Genomic DNA, 18,275 nt, shown 5'->3' with positions numbered 1-18,275 from the left:
GGGAGAGCGGGCCTTGTTGCCAACTGACGAAGGACACGCCGCAAGGACCGATAGCGACTTCAAGCGCACGACAGGACCTTCGGGCGAGCAAACGGGCGGACAGGCCCGGCGCATGGATTTTCGCGACAACCTTCCGCTCGGCAATCATCCCGCTGCCATCCGCCAGCGGATCGAGACGATGGAAGCGCTGCTCGAACGCAGCCTGACCGTGCCCGGAACGAGCTATCGCATCGGCCTTGATGCCATCGCGGGCCTTGTCCCCGTGGTCGGCGATCTCGTGACCGCGGCGATGGGCGCATATATCATCTGGGAAGCGCGCAATCTCGGCATGCCGAAATGGAAGCTTTGGCGAATGGCCGGCAATCTCGGCTTCGATACGGCGATCGGCGCGATTCCGTTGGTGGGCGATGCGTTCGACATGCTGTTCCGGTCGAACACCAAGAACCTGAAGATCATCCGCAAGCATCTCGACAAGCATCACCCCGCGTCGCAGGTGATCGAGGGCTAAGCCCACGCTGGCTTAGAAATCGATGGCGATCCCGTTCTTTTCCCAATCGCCGAAACGGGTGGGATCGGGCCGGTCGTCTTCTTCGTGCCGCGAACCGTCGCCGGGTGTTGGCGCAGGATCGTTGGTCCAGTGCGCGGGTTTGGCAAAGGTTTCGGGCCGTTTGGTTGCGCGTGGGCGTTCCTGGGTCATGCCACGATAGATGGAGCAGCGCGCGCCGCGATGCAATGATCCGTTGTTGCCATCCGCGCACTCAGGGCCGATAGCGCCGCAATGGTCGATACTGCCGGATTACCCGCCCGCAGCGCAGCGCTGCGCATGCTCGATGCCGTCCTTCGCCGGGGCGACACGCTCGATACGGCGGCAGGTGCGATGCGCTCCATGCCTTCGTCGGATGCCGCGCTGGCCCGCGCGATCGCGAGCGAGGTCTTGCGCCGGCTCACCGATCTCGACGAACTGATCGACAGCGCCACGCGCCAGCGTCTGCCCGACGATGCGAAAGTGCGCACCGTGCTGCGCATGATGTTGGTGCAGGCCTTGCGCATGGATACCGCGCCGCATGCGGTCATCGCGACGGGCCTGCCGCTGTTGACCGGCGGGCCGCGCAGATTGGCGCATGGCGTCTTTTCGGCACTGCTCAAACGCGAAGCGAAGCTGCCTGAAATTCCCACCCTGCCGCCCGAAGTCGAAGCCCGCTGGGAAGAAGCGTGGCCCGACCGGCTCGACGCGATCGCCGCCGGGCTGGCCGAACCGCCGCTGCTCGATCTAACCTTGCGCAATCCGGCTGAAACCGATCTGTGGGCAGAGCGGCTGGACGGCAAGGTGCTTGCGGCTGGGCTTTTGCGCCTGCCGCGCGGACGGGCCGTCGATGGCCTGCCCGGCTTTACCGAAGGCGCATGGTGGGTGCAGGATCTTGCCGCCGCCATTCCCGCGATGCTGCTGGGGCAGGGCGAAGGGCGGCGCGTGCTGGACCTCTGCGCCGCACCGGGCGGCAAGACGATGCAGCTTGCAGCAGCAGGCTGGCAGGTCGTCGCGCTCGACATCGCGCAAAGGCGGCTGGAACGGCTGCGCCAGAATCTCGACCGCACCGGGCTATCGGCGGAAATTGTCCGTGCCGATGCGCTGGAATGGTCGCCCGACGCGCCATTCGATGCCGTCCTGCTCGATGCGCCGTGCACCGCGACGGGCACCTGCCGCCGCCACCCTGATGTGCTGCACCGCATTGCCGGCCGCCAGATCGCGGACCTGACCGAATTGCAGGACAAGCTGATCGAACGGGCGTCCGGTTGGCTGAAGCCCGGCGGGCGGCTGGTCTATGCGACTTGCTCGCTCGAACCGGAAGAGGGCGAGGAACGCGCCGCAAAGGTCACGCTGTCACCCGATCCGATCCGGGCCGACGAACTGCCCGCCGGGTTGCTGCCGACGGACCGGGGCTGGGTGCGCACCGATCCCGGGATGTTGCCCGAAATCGGTGGCCTCGACGGGTTCTTTGTCGCGCGTTTCCGGCTTTAATCTGGCCGGACGCGGTCGGCGAAGCTCTTGCGCAATTTGTCGAGCTTGGGCGGGATTGTCGCCTGGCAATAAGGGTTCCGCTGTCCGTCGTTGACCCAATATTCCTGGTGGTAATCTTCTGCCGGATACCAGTGCGCCGGCCCTTCGATCGTCGTAACGACCGTCTGGTCGCGGATCGCCTGCGCCCGTTCGATCGCCTTTTCCGCCTCTGCCCTCTGCGTATCGTCCAGCGGGAAGATAGCCGAACGGTACTGCGTGCCGACATCGTTGCCCTGCCGGTTCAGCTGGGTCGGATCGTGCGTCGCGAAAAAGATGTCGAGCAAGTCGCCATAGCGCAGGATTTCGGGATTGTAGGTCACCCGCACCGCCTCTGCATGGCCGGTGCCGCCCGAACAGACTTCCTTGTACGTCGGGTTTTCGGTGTCCCCGCCGATATAGCCGCTCTCGACATTGTTGACGCCAAGGACGTCGTTATAGACCGCCTCGGTACACCAGAAGCAGCCGCCCGCTACGATAGCCTGTTGCATGATCTCGTATTCTCCTTGTCGCGGGCAAAGATGGGGATCGCCCACCACATTGTCACCTGCCGCCGGTTTCTAAGCCGTCAGGATGTTGGGAACGGTTAAGAATGCCGTTGGTATCCCGAGCGCGCTTCGACATGGGGTGAAAGGAGAATCGCCGTGAAGAAAATAACTGTGCTGGCCAGCACGTTGCTGCCGCTGGCCGCATGCTCCGCGCCGGAAGAAGATACGCGTGGCGTCACGCACAACGAAACCCTGTTGTCGGTAAGCGCGAGCGGAGAGGCGGAGAGCCGGCCCGATGAGGCACGGTTCGAAGCCGGCATCAACGCATGGGCGAAAACCGCTAGCGCCGCGAGCGAGGCGGCGAACGGCGACATCGCCCAGGTCGTCGCCGCGCTAAAGGCGCTGGGCATTGCGCAGGACGATATCCAGACGCGCACCGTCGGTGTCAGTCGCGTCGATTGGGGCGACCGCAAGGGGCAATACCAAGCGAGCAATGTCATCGCCGTCACCGTGCGCGACGTGACCAAGGCAGGTTCCGCAGTCACCGCGGTGACCGAGGCGGGGGCGAATGTCCTGTCGGGCCCGAACTTGCGCATATCCGATCCCGAAACGGCGGCGAACAGCGCCTATGCCGCCGCATACAAGGCCGCGCGCAAGAGGGCCGAAGCCTATGCGGATGCGGCGGGCATGGAAATCTCCCGCGTGCTGTACATCCGCGATGCTGGCGGATCGCAGGGCAACCGCTATTTTCAGGCGGCGATCCCCACCGCCCCGCCGCCACCGCCAGTCGCCCCGCCTGCCATCGCGGCCTATCCCCGGCCGGAAAGCGGCATTGATACAAGCGCGGTCATGACCGGGCAGACGAGCAGCGCCGTGACGGTTCAGGTGGACTTCGCCCTCGTGCCGAAATAATCGAGGGCGCATGACGAAAATCACGGTTGCGGCGCTGCAATGCGCACTGGGCTCGGATGACGAGCAGGAAAACATCGCCAAGGTCGCAGCACTGGTGGAACAGGCGGCGGCAAGGGGCGCGCAGGTCATCCTGCCACCCGAGCTTTTCTCCGGCCCCTATTTCTGTCGCGACGAGGACGAGGCGCTTTTCGCACTGGCCCGCCAGACCGCCGAACATCCCAGCGTTATCGCGATGCAGGCACTCGCCAAAAAGCTGGGCGTCGCCATTCCGACCAGTTTTTTCGAGCGCGAAGGGCATCATTATTACAACACGCTGGCGATGATCGGTCCGGACGGAGAGATCATGGGCATTTATCGCAAAAGCCATATTCCCGACGGGCCGGGGTACGAGGAAAAATACTATTTTCGCCCCGGCAACACCGGTTTCCGCGTGTGGGACGTGTTCGGCGCGCGCATCGGCGTCGGCGTCTGCTGGGATCAATGGTATCCGGAATGCGCCCGCGCCATGGCGCTGATGGGGGCGGAACTGTTGTTCTATCCCACCGCCATCGGGTCCGAACCCTATGACGCAGATCTCGACACCAGCCGCATGTGGCGTCGCGCGATGATCGGGCATGCCGTTTCGAACTGCATGCCGGTAATCGCCGCCAACCGCATCGGACGCGAAGGCGAACATCAGACGTTCTACGGGCACTCGTTCATCAGCGACGAATGGGGTGACCTGGTCGAGGAATACGGCTGCGACGAAACCGGCGTGCTGGTTTCCGAAATCGACCTTGCCCGGGCCGCGACGCACCGGGCCGGAATGGGGTTCTTCCGCGACCGCAGGCCACAGCTTTATGGCCGGCTGGCGGAGGATGTCTGAGCCAGCGCATCGCTACCTGATCGCGCTGGGCGGCAATGTCCGGCACGTCCGCCATGGCGCTCCGGCACGGGTCCTGGCCGCAGCGATGGATGGGCTGGTTCGCGGGCCGACACAGGTCATGGCACGGTCGCGGATCATGCAGAGCCCGCCGGTCGGGCCTTCGCGGCGGACTTATGCGAACGCTGCCGTGTTGGTCGCCACCGATCTCGATCCGCCGGAAATGCTCGATAACCTCAAATCGCTCGAACACAGGTTCGACCGGGCAACGGGTGGCCAGCGGTGGAGCGCTCGGACGCTCGATTGCGATATCGTGCTGTGGTCGGGCGGGGCGTGGTGCGATGCCGATCTCACGATCCCGCACCCTGAATATCGCCGGCGCGACTTCGTCTTGATCCCGGCGTTGGACGTCGCGCCCGACTGGCGCGATCCGCTTGGCGGGCTGACAATCCGCCAACTACTTTTCCGTCTGCGCCGCCAAGGCGCTTGACCCGCGGCGACCCCCTGCCTAGGTGACGCCGCGTAGAGCATCATCGCTTCGGCCGTGATCGCGTTACGGGCCCTTAGCTCAGTCGGTAGAGCAACTGACTTTTAATCAGTAGGTCGCTGGTTCGAACCCAGCAGGGCTCACCATATATCAATGACTTGCGCGTCAAGTTCCATCGGATCCTGATTGTAGGCAAACATTCTGGCTAACAATCTGCGCGCATTCGGTGCATACCGCTGACTTTACGGTCTGCTAGGTTTGGCCAACGCGTCCGAGTAAATCCTAACTGGTGGCATTCGCTGCACTGCTAGCCATGCATTCGGTTTTCGCTGTTGCCTAGGATCGCCAAGCGCGGGCGCGAAGGGTTAAGTCGTGAAATGGTCGCGAACGCTTGAGCCCGGATTTATGCCGTTTCTAGTGCAGGTTGCAGAATCTCTCGCAGTTCTACAGTTCTTGAGAACCTTTTTGCTGTTTATTCAGGCATTCGGTTTCTTGTGATCATCATCCGCATGATCAATATTGGGCCTGCTACGGGGGAACAGCGTGTCGCAACATTTTTTCGATCAGCCCATTCTTAATTCGCCTTATGATCCGCCAACGCGATATCATGCGCTGGATGACGATGGGCAGCCGCTCGAACAGCCTCCGTTTGCAGGGCGGCGGCCATGCGACTTCATCACCCCAGTCCCGAAGCCAAAGCGCCGGTCGGGCAAGGCTGCGCAAGCCTCAATGGTGTTCAATGATCCTAGCGGTCTCTCCGATGACGATCAGGAATACAACCCGAAGCCGATCATCAACGAGATACGCTCGCACGTCGCCACGTGGCGCTCGCTGCCCAGCGACCGCGATTGGGGAGTCACTCCGGCCACCGCGCGTCTGCTCCATCACTGGCGGCGTTCCGAGGTTGAGGGGTTGCGACCGTTTTTCTGTCAGGTTGAGGCGGTCGAGACTGTCATCTGGCTGACTGAGGTCGCCCGCACGCAAAGACGTTATGCCCATTTATGGGCGCACATTGAGGGTGCCCACCGGCAGTCGAGCCCTGACCTGACGCGCATCGCCATGAAGATGGCCACAGGTGCGGGCAAGACCACGGTGATGGCCATGCTGATTGCGTGGCAGACGGTGAATGCCGTCCGTTCGCCAACCAGCCACTTCAGCCGGGGTTTCCTCATCGTAGCTCCCGGCATAACGATCAAGGATCGGCTTCGCGTTCTGCTGCCGGATGACCCCGAAAGCTACTATCGCCACCGGGACATCGTGCCTTCGGACATGATGCCGGAGATCGCTAAGGCCAAGGTGGTGATCACGAACTACCACGCCTTCAAACGCCGGGAGACCATGGATGTCTCCAAGGTCGGCAAAAGGCCTTGCTCCAAGGTCGCGGCGAAGCACTGACGACCATCGAGAGCGAAGGCCAGATGCTTCAGCGCGCTTGCGGCGAACTGATGTCGATGAAGAATGTCATCGTCATCAACGACGAAGCACACCACTGCTATGAGGAGCGTCCGCAGGGCAGCATCGAAGAACTCGAAGACGCCGTTCCAAGGCCGAGGCCAAGGAAAACAAGGAAGCTGCACGCCTCTGGATCAACGGCATCAAGGCGTTGAAGAAGAAAGTTGGCGTCCGCGCGGTCTATGACCTGTCAGCGACACCGTTCTTCCTTGCCGGGTCAGGCTACATTGAAGGCACGCTCTTCCCGTGGGTGGTCAGCGACTTCTCGCTCATGGATGCTATCGAGTGCGGCATCGTGAAGCTGCCGCGCGTGCCAGTGGCCGATAATCTGCCGATTGATGACATGCCGATCTATCGCGACCTGTGGAAACATATCGGCAAGAAGATGCCGAAGAAGGGCGCAAAGAAGTCCGAAGACCTCAATCCGCTCGAACTCCAGACCAAGCTGCTGACTGCGCTTGACGCGCTCTACAATCACTATGTGCTGGTCAATGAGGAATGGCGGCGCGCTGGCATCCCCGTGCCGCCCGTGTTCATTGTCGTCTGCAACAACACGTCCACGTCGAAGCTGATCTACGAGTATATCTCGGGTTGGGACCGGCCCAACCCGGATGGCGAACTCGTCAACGTCCATCGCGGCCACCTCGAACTGTTCCGCAACTATGACGAGCACGGCAACCGGATCGCCCGCGCGCCGACCCTCCTGATCGACAGTGCCCAACTTGAAAGCGGCGAGGCGAGCCCTTCGCACCGTCACCGTAAGCCAGCGCCGCGACCAGGACCGGGCGAAATGCCTCGAAGTCGATGATCCGCCCCAGTTCCTCCAGCGGATCGCCGTAGGCCGACAGCCGCTTAAGATGTTCCGACAGTCCAAACAATCCCGCCTGACGCATCGCCACCTCCCGTCAGGTCGAGTGAATCAAATCACCCGCCGAATGTCGATAGGTTGATGGAGGCGCCCATCTGGTTCGGGTTGAAACCTTTCTTATCGGGCAGCCAAATTGGTTATGGTTTTGCCACCTGGTTCGTTTGACCGGTTTTGAATTTGATGGCCGGCAGGCGGCAAGACGGGTTGATGACGAGAATGGGCCCATGGGTTCTGATCAATGCGCGTTGGTATTACGCTTTCTCCATCGAACATGCGTGGAACTCTAGCCAGTATGTTGAGCCTGACAGGGACTGTTGTCGGCTTTGGTATTGGATCGCCCTAGCTAGAGCGTTGAGCGATCTGGCCGCAAGTATGGAAGGGACGCATTCCCTGCGATGGGCCCCTGTCGGGACCAGTAGTTTTCTTTGTCTGCGTGTTGCTGTTTCTCTTCGTTGGCCTGTCGATCCGCACCAAGCAGGGCAAGGCAACGGAGCAAGTGTCTGCCTGGAGTTCCATTGAAGAGGGCGCGCCCGCTCTTCGTCGAGCGATACGGTTGCCTGGCCACTTCGCAACTGACCTCGGCGCATAATGGTGGTGGGATTTTCTAGAGGCAGTGGATGCGGGCCGATATTGCTAACCATCCCTCGCCATACCGATTGATAAGCAGTCAAATGTTCCTGCCGGCATTGCGGCTTAGAATCGGGCACGCCTCAGATTTTCAGGTCACGATGACAATCCAGAGCGGATGTCCGGAGGTTTTTGCATGACATTGCAGTAGGTTGCTTTGGAATTCGACGAGGAAGTGTCTCGAGAGCCGTGGCGTAAAATGGCTCCCTCAAGGCAGGGGGGCTCGGCGGGAGGAATCGTTCAATGTGTCGACACAATTCGCGTCGGCGAAATTGCGGTCATTTAGGCGAGTTGTGATAAACATGATCTAAATGTGTGGTAATCAGCCGGTGACGCGAGTTTTTGGGAGAGAGGCCAAACCAGATCGTTCACTGATGCCCGCCAATATGTCGACAGATCGGCATTACCGTTGGTGTTAATGCCATCCAGTTCGGATGTTACAGAGGCTCTGCATGAAGTTGCTCGGCCAAATGTTGCTTGAACGGTGGTGCGGTCGAGTGGTTCTGGAGGCATTGATGCCGAAATCGAGCGTTAAATCTTTTTGAAGGCGAGGGGCATCGTCCTCTCCAATAAAAGTCATGAGAGGTGAATGCAGATGAATAAGAAACGCTTTGGCAAAGTGTTGCTATTGACGTCGAGCTTGATCGGGTGGGCGGTTCCTGTTCGCGCGCAAGAGCAGGAGGCGGGTGCGGGATCATCTCCATCTGCGGCCGAGACCCAAGCCATTATTACCGTGGTCGCAACGCGGCGTGAGCAGGCCCTGCAAGACGTGCCTCTTGCCGTGACGGCAGTTGGCGAGGATGCGCTGCGTCTCAATCAGGTCGATACTATCAGTGATATCGGCACATTGACCCCCAACATGATGACCGTCGCCGGTACGGCCGGTGGTGCGAAGTCGGCCCCTCAGTTTTCGCTCCGCGGTCAATCGCAGCAGGAGCGTGGCGGCCTGTCGGATGCTTCGGTCAGTGTATATCTCGGTGACGTGGCGATCGCGCGTACTCAAGGGCTCAACCAGTCTCTTTTCGATGTCCGTGCGGTTGAAGTCATTCGTGGCCCGGTTGGTACACTGTTCGGGAAGAACGCGACCGGGGGGGCCGTTATTATCCGGCCCAATCTTCCGACCACCGATGGCGTTGAGGGCAGTGTCGGGGTGACACTAGCTGAATTCGGGACGATCAATGGCGATGCAACCATCAACGTGCCGTTATCAGACTCGGCCGCGTTGCGGCTGGGCGGCGCGTTTGCGACCGACGATGGATATATCTTTGACGAGACATTGAACCGCAACGTCAATGACACGAAGACTTATTCACTTCGCGGCTCGCTGCTCCTGCGCTCGGGTGCGGTCGAGAACGTGACAATGGTGAATTACTTCAACGAGGATGACGGCGGCTCGGGTGGCTTTGCGAGGTTCCTGAACCCGAACGGTTCGATCGCGGTGCTTGCAGGGTCGCGGAATTATCGTCCGGTCCCTACGCTGCTCGCAGAACAGGAAGCTCGCGGAGATCTAAGGATCAATAACGGGGTTCCGGAGTTCAATGATGTAAAGACCATCGATATCCAGAATACGACCACTTTCGATGTAAACGACAGCATCACCTTCAAGAACATTTTTGGCTGGCGCAAAGTGGATAGCCATATCCTCGTCGACCTCGATGGGACCGAGCATCCACTCCTGCATACAGAGATATTTGACGATTCAGAGCAGATTAGCAATGAATTTCAGTTATTTGGATCGAGTGGCGATCTGGACTGGATTGCTGGTTCTTACTATTTTAATGAAACCGGTGACAATAATGCATCGAGCATTATTCTCGGGACCGAGAATGGAGGTATCGAGGCTTCGACGATGTTCGTGGATGGTGCCACTAATAACCGTCAAAAATTCGATAATACCAGTGTCGCGATATTCGCCGAAGGAACGTATGAACTGCTTGATGGTCTGTCACTTACCCTCGGAGGCCGCTACACTTGGGATAAGCGCGAGGCCCTGATCCTTAATCGCAGGATCAATACCCGCTGCGGTTTCACGATTGACGATGATGGCGATCCGACCACCCCCGAAATCAATCCTGGCGATGGGCCTAACTGCCGGGTCGACGCCAGCGGCAAATTCGACGCCTTCACGTATAATGTGGCGCTCAACTACAAGCCCGATACCGATACCCTTCTTTACGCGAGTCTGCGCCGAGGCTTCCGGTCTGGCGGTTTCGCCGCGCGTGCAAGCGCCGAGGTGGGGCTGCGCCGTCCCTTCAAGCCCGAGTTCGTCCGTAATATCGAGCTGGGTTTGAAGCGGGACTGGCACCTTGGCGGCGCATTTCTGCAAACCAACGTAGCGATCTTCCATTCAAAGTATACTGACGTCCAGCGCCAAGCGGTTGACACGACTTCAAACAATCCTTTCACCGTCGTGATCAATGCTGCCGAGGCAACGATCAAAGGTATTGAGGCCGAAGTGGTTTTCCGGCCGGTCGATCGACTCCAGCTTAGCGGCTTCTGGGGTTATACTGACGCCAGTTTCGACAAATTCATCGATCCCTTTACGGGTAACGATCTTTCGAACCAGAAATTTGCCCGCGTGCCTAAAAACAACTGGCGTATTGCGGGTACGGCCGATCTCGTCCGGAATGCGGATATCGGGGACATCAGCTTTACCGCTGCCTATTCCGGTCGTGACAGTTATCTGGACTCCGACAATTCGGTGGCTCCATGGGGGGTCATCCCGAGCCATGCGCAATTAGATCTTTATCTGAAGGGCGACAATGTCGCAGGTTCGGGGTTCGATGTGACGTTGTTCGCCAAGAACGTGACGGACACTATCGCGTATCAACCCTTGGCGTCGGTCTACACCTCCCTCGGGTTCGCGGCGGTCGTGCCGGGAGCTCCGCGACAGTTCGGGCTGCAACTGCGGTACGACTTCTGAAACTGGTCGACACGAACCATTTCGGCTTAGCACTTCAAGAAACCTCGCTACCTTCCAGTAGCGAGGTTTCTTGCGCTTCTCCTTGAGGTAACCAGAGAACAGCAGCACACGTGAATCCATGCATCACAAATCCTACGATCAGCGCGCCTGACGCCAAGAAAAGCATGTCAAGCGCTACTTATCGCAACCATCAATTTCGGCAACGCGAATAGTCTGGAGGCGGCTAGGACGCTAATTGAGGATTCCGCCGGCAATGCGTACCCCCATGGAATGAAAAACGAAAAAGACATCATAATCGTCGGATACGGAGCCGCAGGCGCAGCCGCCGCACTGACTGCCGCGAACCTGGACGCCTCCGTGGTAATCTTGGAAAAGCAGCCGGAGGATGCGCATTACTCAAGTACACGGATGTCGGGCGGCCTAGTCATGGGCGCTGACGATGCCGATGCTGCGGCTCGCTATCTCGATGAATGCTCGGGAGGCATGATCCCCGCCGAAGTCAGTCGCGCGTGGGCGGAAAAGGCGATCGCGGTCAAGGACTGGATGCGCTCCGTTGGCATCGAATCCGTTCACATGGCCGGCGGCTGGTATCCCAAGCTTGATGGCTTTGAGTCGATCAAGGTATTCGGCCCGCTTCCCAAGGGAACCAACCCCGATGAAGTCGAGATCGAACTACCGCGTCCCGGCGAACTGACCTTTAAGTTTCCGCTGCCGTTCGGAAACGGCCAATTGCTGCACGACCTTTTGGTCGAGGCTGTCGATGCCAGTGATTCGATCGAAGTCATTTACGACTGTCCGGTAAGCGAACTGATGACAATCGACGGTGTCGTGCGGGGAGTGAAGGCAGCCGGTGAATACAAGGGCACTACGTTTGCCGCCAAGAAAGGCGTTATTCTGGCGTGTGGTGGCTTTGAGCAGAATCAGGAAATGATCCTCAACTACCTGAAGGCCTATCCGATTTACTTTTATGGTTCCGAAGCGAATACCGGTGATGGGATTCGGATGGCGCAGGCGGTCGGCGCGGACCTGTGGCACATGAACCAGATGATTGGTCGGGCTGTTGGGCACTTTGCTCATCCGGACGGACGCGAGTTGACCTTCAATATTTCGTTGAACCCGCCCGGCTACGCGATCGTCGACAAACACGGAAAGCGGTTCGCGAATGAGCACCTGCAGGCTGTTTCCAAGGCCAATTTCTACTACGAATTGCTTCACTATGATGCGGATCTTCTCGATTATCCCCGCATCCCGGCCTACTGGATCTTCGACAAGCGCAGAGTTGAGGCGCGGGCTCTTTCAGGGGGGTCATTCGGAAACTATGCATGGAGCAAGGACAACCGGGCCGAAATCGACATGGGCTGGATTGCCGAAGCTGACACGATCGAGGCGGCTGCAGCCGCGGCTGGCGTACTGGATCCGGCTGCAGCCGCCCGCGCCATCGAGGACTATAATCAGGCGTGCAAGTTCGGGAGTGATCGTTTCGGTCGGCCGGCGGATTCATTGATCCCGATCGACGAACCGCCCTTCTATTGCATGCCGGTTTATCCCGGAGGTGCGACGACGAATGGCGGTCCGCGTCGCGATGCGAGGGCTAGGATTCTTGATCCGTTCGGTAAACCGATTCCGGGTCTTTTTGGAGCTGGGGAGCTTGGGGGAGCAATCGGCATGTTGTATCCTTCTCCGGGCGCAAATCTGGGAGAGGCATTTGCATTCGGCGCACTGGCGGCCGAATGCGCGCTTGAGATCTGATGGCCTGTTTTTACGGGTAGCCGTTCCTATTGAAGATGCCGTCGGATCGTATGCGAAACGGGAATTGAGAGCATGAATGATCGCACTGATGGTGACAAGAATTTGCTGGCTGATGCCTCGGGCGCTGCGCTTGTGATCATCGATGTCCAGGAATTCTCAGTCGCCGCCAATTTGGCTCCCCATAAGGGAACAAGCGTTCTCGCCAATTCCATCGCCTTGGCGAATGCCTGCAGGGCAGCGGGAATTCTCGTGGTGATCATAACCGCTGGCGGTGGCGTCAGGTTGGCTCATTCCCCGGATCGGGAGATGCCATCTCTTGCCGTTCCGCCCGGATCGCATCGGGTCCCTGAAGTTCTCGGGCCCATGAAAGGTGATTTGTCTATCACCAAGTACAATTGGGGCGCTTTTTTCGGAACCAGCTTGGACCTTCATCTGCGGCGGCGCGGGATAGATACGATTATCCTGTGCGGGATTGCGACCAATTTTGGCGTCGAATCGACTGCGCGCCAGGCGCACGAACGTGGATACCAGCAGATCATAGTAGACGACGCGATATCGGCCTTCTCTGAGGACGAGCACGAAGCGTCGTTGAGCATGACGCTGCGCAGAATTTCGCGTGTCCGCTCAACACGCGAAATCTTGGAGCAACTCGCCTCTGGCTCCGATCGAGTTGCCGATCAGTAATCCAAAGAGCGATATCCGCCACCATTGACCGAGATCAGGTCGCCATTGATGCCAGAGGCCCGGTCTGAACAAAGGAAAACAAAGGTTTCGGCGATTTCATCCATCGTCATGTACCGCCCAATGGCGGTTTGATCGGCAAGCTGTTGCGCAGCAGAGGGCGGCGGCGCGTTCTCGCGGCGAAGCGGCGGCTCCGGGGGGCGAATCGCACCTGCCTTTTGCGTTCTAACGATACCCGGAGAGACGCAATTTACCCTTACGCCGCGTGGGGCGGCTTCTAGCGCCAATGTCTTGGTCATGTTGACGATTCCGCCCTTACTTGCTGCTTGCAGAGCAAATCCGTAGATTGGGTAGAAGGCCGCATCTGCGGACATGTTAACGATGGACCCACGCCCTTGGGAGTACATGATCTTGAGCGCTTCCTGGCAGCAGAAGAACGTGCCGCGTAGGTTCACATTCATCACCTTGTCCCATTGATCTTCCGTGACATCCAGCGTTTCGCCACGCCAAGAATAACCTCCGATGTGACAAGACGCATCGAGCGAACCCCAATCCTTCGAGACTTTTTCGAATGCGGCTTGGATCTGCTCCACATCGCCAAGGTCGACCTGTAGGGACATGACTTCGGCACCTTCGGCCCGAAGCTTTTCGGCGGTTGTTTGGTTACTCTCTTCGTGGATATCAGCACAGGCAATTCGGGCTGCGCCTTCGCGGGCGCACACAATGGCTGTTTCCCTTCCGATGCCGCTCGCCGTACCTGTCACGAATGCCGTTTTCCCTTTCATTAACATCACTTGGATTCCTATTTCGTTTATTGGAGGAGGCCGATTTGCGGCCAATGGAGAAGTGCTTGCTGACCCTGACCCCAATTTTGTCATCTTACTTTGCGATTATCGTTTCCAACGCCGTGAGTACAGGTGTCGACAGTGTTGCAGGAAAACTTCCCGCTCTTCGCCTATGCGATTTTTGCGCAAATACGCCTTGAGTTTGTTTGAACGTCCAAGGCCCCTCATTTAGAGACCCTTACGAGAATTCTCATTCTGGGGGCGACCCTTTTGACTCGAGCGTTGCGCGCAATTGGATACTCAAGATGTCGACAAGGCTGGACTGCTGCACTGTGTACTTCGCAATCCGATGGTTGCAGGGACCCGCAGCGATAGCAGAGCGATTAGGAGAGTTATGTCGAGTGATGCTCTTGCCAGTGCGGACATCGTCATCGTCGGCGGGGGAACCGCCGGGTGTGTCCTGGCGGATAGGTTGACCGAGAGTGGTGAATGCACGGTCATACTCATCGAGGCTGGCTCGCGCGACACCAATCCCTGGATCCATATTCCTATCGGATACGGCAAGCTGCTTGGCCACCCCGATCTCGATTGGGGCTATTCCACCGTTCCCCAGCCAATGCTGGATCAACGCCAAGTCGCAGTTCCGCGCGGTAAGGTGCTCGGCGGATCGAGTTCTACGAACGGATTGCTTTATGTAAGAGGGCAGGCCGAAGATTACGACGACTGGGCGAAGGCGGGTGCCGACGGATGGAGCTTTGCGGACACCCTGCCCTATTTCCGGAAGAGCGAGGACCAGGCTCGAGGCTCGGATTCCTTTCATGGCGTGGGCGGTCCCATTTCAGTTCGCGATCCCGCCATTGCATCTCCATTGGGCGACGCCTTCATCGCTGGCGGAAACGAGATCGGCATTCCGTTCCAGTCCGACTTCAACGGACCATCGCAAACGGGCATCGGATATTATCAGATGGCGGTGCGTGGCCGAGTCCGATGCAGTACTGCGGCGGCTTATTTGAAACGGGCGAAGAATCGGAGGAACTTGCGAGTCCTTACGGACGCTACCGTCGAGAAGATTCTGTTTGAGGGGGGCAGGGCCGTTGGTGTCGAGGCACGGAGATCCGGCGTATCGGGGCGGATTCTCGCAAGGAATAGTGTCGTCCTATCCGGTGGTGCCTTGGCGACACCGCAACTGCTAATGTTATCAGGCATTGGGCCGGCAACGCACCTCCAGAATATCGGGATCGACGTCCTGCTCGACAGTCCGGGAGTGGGGGTGGGATTACAGGACCACCTGAACGTCAGGGTACGCTATAGATGTGCCCAACCTGTTACGATCAACGATTCCCTCCGATCGGCATTCGGAAAACTCAAGTCCGGCCTTCGCTATATCGCCAAGGGTGAAGGGCCCTTGATGGTTGCTGCGGGCTACGGCGCGGCGTTCTTCCGCAGTGACGGATCCCATGGACGACCTGACTTCCAAGGATATCTTCTGCTGTTCAGTACCGACGATAGTGGGCGTGCCTTGGAACGACATTCGGGTTTCATGACATCCGGTTATCAGCTTCGTCCGAAAAGCAGTGGAGCACTGCGATTGACGGGGCCAAATCAGGACGACCCGCTCTCGATTGATCCAGCCTATTTGAATGACGACGAAGACAGCCGGGTGTTAATCGGCGGTTTGCGGCGCTTGCAGCAGATCGTTGCTTCGGATGCGATGCGGCCATGGGTTGCCGGAGACTTCGTCCCGGGGATTCCTGCTGACGACCAGGAGTGGATGGAATACATCCGGGCCAACGCCAGTGCCGGGCACCATTTTTGTGGAACCTGTCGGATAGGATCCGACGTATCCGCGGTTGTTTCCCCGCGTCTACAAGTGCGAGGCCTGAACGGGCTTCGGATCGTCGATGCTTCGGTCATGCCCAAGATTATATCGGGCAATACAATGGCTCCTGTGGTGATGATTGCGGAGAAGGCATCCGATATGATCTTGGAGGACTTGCGGTGAGGGACGAATTCGGACTTGCTCATCCCGACCGGTTGTTCCTCGCGGGACAATGGGTCAGAGCTTCGACGAATTCCGAACTCGAAGTCATAGACCCGGCGCGTGAAGATCTGGTGATGCGTGTGGCGCAGGCGGGGCCAGAGGACGTGGCGCTGGCCGTCGATGCCGCACATCGGGCTTTTACGAGCGGTTCGTGGCCGCAGATGCACGTCGGCGAACGAGCGGGCAAACTGCGATTGGTCGCTGCAAAACTGAGGGAACGCCAAGCGACTGTTGCGCGGGCGATCACACGCGAGATGGGGGCTCCGTATAAGGCGGCATTGGCTGCCTTGGCAGGGCCTCCAGCACTCTTTGAGTATTACGCGGACTTGATCGAGGCGCTGCCTGAAATGGATGTGCGCGAACGCCTTAATGGGCGGGCTTGGTCCGCGCTGCGACCGGTCGGTGTAGTCGCCGCGATTGTTCCATGGAATGCTCCACTCAATCTCAGCGTGCTCAAGTTGGCACCTGCCCTTGCCGCCGGATGCACTGTCGTGCTCAAGTCGGCGCCCAGCACGCCGATTGACGCAATGATCCTTGCGGAGTGTCTGGAGGCAGCCGATTTTCCAGAGGGCGTAGTCAGCGTGCTGACCGGAGGTAACGATGCCGGCGAAGCGCTGGTCTCAGATCCAAGGGTCGACAAGGTGACGTTTACTGGCAGCACCGGTGTCGGACAGAGAATTGCAGAAGTCTGTGCGGGAAGAATCGCCCGGATCGGGTTGGAACTTGGCGGCAAATCGGCCGCGATCCTGCTGGACGATATGGACGTGGAGGAGGCTGCCCGCAGGTTGATGCCTAACTCCCTGATGTTGTCCGGACAGGCCTGTTCGGCGCTAACGAGGGTGATCGTGCCGCGGCACCGACACGATGCCCTGGTGGAGGCCTTGGCTGCTGCCATGGAGAAGGTGGTCGTCGGCGATCCTTTTGACGAGGCGACGGAGATGGGCCCGATATCTATTGAACGCCAGCGTGATCGGGTTTTGGAATATGTCGAAATCGGCAAGTCGGAAGGGGCTTGTCTTGTTACCGGTGGCAAGCGACCGGCGCATCTCGATCGTGGGTTCTTCATCGCGCCAACCTTGTTTTCGCACGTCGAGAATTCGATGCGAATTGCGCGCGAGGAAATTTTCGGTCCGGTGATTTCAGTGCTTGCCTGCGACGACATTGACGATGCCGTCGCGACGGCAAATGACAGTGATTATGGCCTTTATGCGAGTGTCTTCACGCATGACGACGATGCCGTGATACGCTTGGCGGCGCAGTTACGTTCAGGCAATGTTGCAAAGAACGGCGTCATAGTTGACCGGAAGCTTCCGTATGGAGGCTTCAAGCGGTCCGGCATTGGCAGGGAAGGCGGGATCGAGGGATTGCGCGCGTTCCAGGAGCAGCAAGTCATCTATCTATCCTAGGTCATCAAATTTTCGAAATGGCCGCAAAACCGCCTGATCAAGGCGGATCGATTGTCGCTAAGCGAAGTGAGCCAGGTTTTAATCGGTGGGCCCGGATCCGATATTGCTCTGACTACCACGCCTTCCTGTCCGATCCTGGTGAACGATCGCGGCAGGATGGTGATTCCGAAGCCTGAGGAAACCAGGCCGATGATGGTAGTCGGTTCCCTCGCCTGCTGCTCGATCCGCGGTTCGAAGCCATGGCGCTTGCAAAGTGCGAGGAGCGGCTCGTGCAATCCCGTGGCGACCTCGCGCTCGTAAAACACGAAGGTTTCGTTGGCCAGCTCTTCCATGTCCACCGGAGCCAAGGTCTTGGCGAGAGCATGATCTGAGGGAAGGTAGAGAGCGAGCTCATCGGTCTCGACCGGAATTGCCTGAAAGTCGGTCTGCGTCGTTGCCAGCGTCCCCGGGATCCTGACGAAGCCGACGTCGATCCTGTCCTCCCTGAGCGCTACAAGTTGCGCATTTGACAGCATTTCGACCAACGTCAGACGAACATCAGGATATTCTCGACGAAACTGCCGAAGAACACGCGGGACCTTTCCCATCAGGGCAACAGACTGGGTTACGCCAATGCGGATTTCGCCCACTTCTCCCATTGCGGCGCGCTCGACACTTTTGCTCAGGAGCTCTGTCTGGGCGAGGAGAGGTCTGGCCTCCTCGAGAAGAACCGCGCCTACCTTGGTCAGGCGGACATTGCGCCGATCACGTTCGAACAATGGCGAGCCAATGTCGTCCTCCAGCTGTCGGATCCGAATGCTCAGCGGTGGTTGGGTTATGCCCAAACGCTCTGCAGCACGCCGGAAGTGAAGCTCTTCGGCAGTTGCGACAAAGTAGCGCAAAGATTTATAACTGATATGAAACATATATCACAACTGTAATTTTATTGAATTAGACGATAT

General features: G+C 58.8%; 17 protein-coding genes and 1 tRNA gene. 14 read left to right on the top strand and 4 right to left on the bottom strand.

The window, feature by feature from the left end:
* The first annotated feature begins 112 nt into the window (after positions 1-112).
* The gene (locus EKN06_RS05900; RefSeq protein WP_127612023.1) at positions 113-508 is read left to right on the top strand and encodes a DUF4112 domain-containing protein; all 396 of its coding nucleotides are present in this window, start codon (positions 113-115) and stop codon (positions 506-508) included.
* Between the two features lie 12 nt (positions 509-520).
* Here the strand turns inward: EKN06_RS05900 and EKN06_RS05895 are convergent, their stop codons facing one another.
* On the bottom strand, positions 521-697 hold the full coding sequence (locus tag EKN06_RS05895; RefSeq protein ID WP_127611872.1) for a DUF1674 domain-containing protein: 177 nt from the start codon (positions 695-697) through the stop codon (positions 521-523).
* Between the two features lie 81 nt (positions 698-778).
* On the opposite strand from EKN06_RS05895, the gene EKN06_RS05890 reads away from it, so the two are divergent.
* A complete protein-coding gene (locus tag EKN06_RS05890) occupies positions 779-2,017 on the top strand; it encodes an RsmB/NOP family class I SAM-dependent RNA methyltransferase (RefSeq protein ID WP_127611871.1) in 1,239 nt (412 codons plus the stop codon).
* Here EKN06_RS05890 and msrA read toward each other — a convergent pair.
* Positions 2,014-2,544 (bottom strand): peptide-methionine (S)-S-oxide reductase MsrA, encoded by a 531-nt coding sequence (gene msrA, locus EKN06_RS05885; protein WP_127611870.1) that lies wholly within the window; start codon positions 2,542-2,544, stop codon positions 2,014-2,016. The genes EKN06_RS05890 and msrA overlap by 4 nt on opposite strands.
* 153 nt (positions 2,545-2,697) lie before the next feature.
* Here msrA and EKN06_RS05880 point away from each other — a divergent pair, with 153 nt between their 5' ends.
* From EKN06_RS05880 to EKN06_RS05845, 10 genes are all read left to right on the top strand, one after another.
* Positions 2,698-3,453 (top strand): SIMPL domain-containing protein, encoded by a 756-nt coding sequence (locus EKN06_RS05880; protein WP_240654617.1) that lies wholly within the window; start codon positions 2,698-2,700, stop codon positions 3,451-3,453.
* 10 nt (positions 3,454-3,463) lie between these two features.
* Positions 3,464-4,318 carry an N-carbamoylputrescine amidase gene (gene aguB, locus EKN06_RS05875; protein WP_127611868.1) on the top strand — a complete coding sequence of 285 codons (855 nt, stop codon included), beginning with the start codon at positions 3,464-3,466 and terminating at the stop codon, positions 4,316-4,318.
* A complete protein-coding gene (gene folK / locus EKN06_RS05870; protein ID WP_127611867.1) occupies positions 4,311-4,805 on the top strand; it encodes a 2-amino-4-hydroxy-6-hydroxymethyldihydropteridine diphosphokinase in 495 nt (164 codons plus the stop codon). The genes aguB and folK overlap by 8 nt, the downstream gene beginning before the upstream one ends.
* A 67-nt stretch (positions 4,806-4,872) precedes the next feature.
* Positions 4,873-4,948 (top strand) — tRNA-Lys (locus tag EKN06_RS05865).
* A gap of 583 nt (positions 4,949-5,531) precedes the next feature.
* Complete coding sequence (locus tag EKN06_RS15795; protein WP_205693814.1) at positions 5,532-6,197, top strand: DEAD/DEAH box helicase family protein; 666 nt, start codon at positions 5,532-5,534, stop codon at positions 6,195-6,197.
* Positions 6,170-6,409 carry a hypothetical protein gene (locus tag EKN06_RS15790; RefSeq protein ID WP_205693813.1) on the top strand — a complete coding sequence of 80 codons (240 nt, stop codon included), beginning with the start codon at positions 6,170-6,172 and terminating at the stop codon, positions 6,407-6,409. Before EKN06_RS15795 ends, EKN06_RS15790 begins: the two co-directional genes overlap by 28 nt.
* Positions 6,406-7,062, top strand: coding sequence for a hypothetical protein (locus tag EKN06_RS15785; RefSeq protein WP_205693812.1), 657 nt, complete (start codon positions 6,406-6,408; stop codon positions 7,060-7,062). Before EKN06_RS15790 ends, EKN06_RS15785 begins: the two co-directional genes overlap by 4 nt.
* A gap of 1,276 nt (positions 7,063-8,338) precedes the next feature.
* Positions 8,339-10,672, top strand: a complete 2,334-nt coding sequence (locus tag EKN06_RS05855; protein ID WP_127611866.1) for a TonB-dependent receptor — start codon at positions 8,339-8,341, stop codon at positions 10,670-10,672.
* 270 nt (positions 10,673-10,942) lie between these two features.
* Entirely contained in the window at positions 10,943-12,421 is a 1,479-nt protein-coding gene (locus EKN06_RS05850) for an FAD-dependent oxidoreductase (protein ID WP_127611865.1), read from the top strand.
* Positions 12,422-12,493: 72 nt separating this feature from the next.
* Positions 12,494-13,105 (top strand): isochorismatase family protein, encoded by a 612-nt coding sequence (locus tag EKN06_RS05845; RefSeq protein WP_127611864.1) that lies wholly within the window; start codon positions 12,494-12,496, stop codon positions 13,103-13,105.
* Here EKN06_RS05845 and EKN06_RS05840 read toward each other — a convergent pair.
* Positions 13,099-13,893, bottom strand: a complete 795-nt coding sequence (locus tag EKN06_RS05840) for an SDR family NAD(P)-dependent oxidoreductase (RefSeq protein WP_205693811.1) — start codon at positions 13,891-13,893, stop codon at positions 13,099-13,101. The genes EKN06_RS05845 and EKN06_RS05840 overlap by 7 nt on opposite strands.
* A 388-nt stretch (positions 13,894-14,281) precedes the next feature.
* Here EKN06_RS05840 and EKN06_RS05835 point away from each other — a divergent pair, with 388 nt between their 5' ends.
* Entirely contained in the window at positions 14,282-15,889 is a 1,608-nt protein-coding gene (locus tag EKN06_RS05835) for a GMC family oxidoreductase (RefSeq protein WP_127611862.1), read from the top strand.
* Positions 15,886-17,334 (top strand): aldehyde dehydrogenase, encoded by a 1,449-nt coding sequence (locus EKN06_RS05830; RefSeq protein WP_127611861.1) that lies wholly within the window; start codon positions 15,886-15,888, stop codon positions 17,332-17,334. The genes EKN06_RS05835 and EKN06_RS05830 overlap by 4 nt, the downstream gene beginning before the upstream one ends.
* Here EKN06_RS05830 and EKN06_RS05825 read toward each other — a convergent pair.
* Positions 17,331-18,239 carry a LysR substrate-binding domain-containing protein gene (locus EKN06_RS05825; protein ID WP_127611860.1) on the bottom strand — a complete coding sequence of 303 codons (909 nt, stop codon included), beginning with the start codon at positions 18,237-18,239 and terminating at the stop codon, positions 17,331-17,333. The genes EKN06_RS05830 and EKN06_RS05825 overlap by 4 nt on opposite strands.
* Between the last annotated feature and the right edge of the window lie 36 nt (positions 18,240-18,275).

It is taken from the genome of Croceicoccus ponticola (genome assembly GCF_004004515.1).
Classification (GTDB): Bacteria; Pseudomonadota; Alphaproteobacteria; order Sphingomonadales; family Sphingomonadaceae; genus Croceicoccus; species Croceicoccus ponticola.
Note: the sequence above shows the minus strand (reverse complement) of the source record. Positions and strands in the feature narration are given on the sequence as shown.

Excerpts from the sequence above, each read along its gene's own strand:
- folK (WP_127611867.1), top strand. The coding sequence starts at position 4,311 with ATGTCTGAGCCAGCGCATCGCTACCTGATCGCGCTGGGCGGCAATGTC.
- EKN06_RS05835 (WP_127611862.1), top strand. The coding sequence starts at position 14,282 with ATGTCGAGTGATGCTCTTGCCAGTGCGGACATCGTCATCGTCGGCGGG.
- EKN06_RS15795 (WP_205693814.1), top strand. The coding sequence starts at position 5,532 with ATGGTGTTCAATGATCCTAGCGGTCTCTCCGATGACGATCAGGAATAC.
- EKN06_RS05855 (WP_127611866.1), top strand. The coding sequence starts at position 8,339 with ATGCAGATGAATAAGAAACGCTTTGGCAAAGTGTTGCTATTGACGTCG.
- EKN06_RS05840 (WP_205693811.1), bottom strand. The coding sequence starts at position 13,893 with ATGTTAATGAAAGGGAAAACGGCATTCGTGACAGGTACGGCGAGCGGC.
- EKN06_RS05890 (WP_127611871.1), top strand. The coding sequence starts at position 779 with ATGGTCGATACTGCCGGATTACCCGCCCGCAGCGCAGCGCTGCGCATG.
- EKN06_RS05895 (WP_127611872.1), bottom strand. The coding sequence starts at position 697 with ATGACCCAGGAACGCCCACGCGCAACCAAACGGCCCGAAACCTTTGCC.
- EKN06_RS05845 (WP_127611864.1), top strand. The coding sequence starts at position 12,494 with ATGAATGATCGCACTGATGGTGACAAGAATTTGCTGGCTGATGCCTCG.
- EKN06_RS05825 (WP_127611860.1), bottom strand. The coding sequence starts at position 18,239 with ATGTTTCATATCAGTTATAAATCTTTGCGCTACTTTGTCGCAACTGCC.
- msrA (WP_127611870.1), bottom strand. The coding sequence starts at position 2,544 with ATGCAACAGGCTATCGTAGCGGGCGGCTGCTTCTGGTGTACCGAGGCG.
- aguB (WP_127611868.1), top strand. The coding sequence starts at position 3,464 with ATGACGAAAATCACGGTTGCGGCGCTGCAATGCGCACTGGGCTCGGAT.
- EKN06_RS05900 (WP_127612023.1), top strand. The coding sequence starts at position 113 with ATGGATTTTCGCGACAACCTTCCGCTCGGCAATCATCCCGCTGCCATC.
- EKN06_RS05850 (WP_127611865.1), top strand. The coding sequence starts at position 10,943 with ATGAAAAACGAAAAAGACATCATAATCGTCGGATACGGAGCCGCAGGC.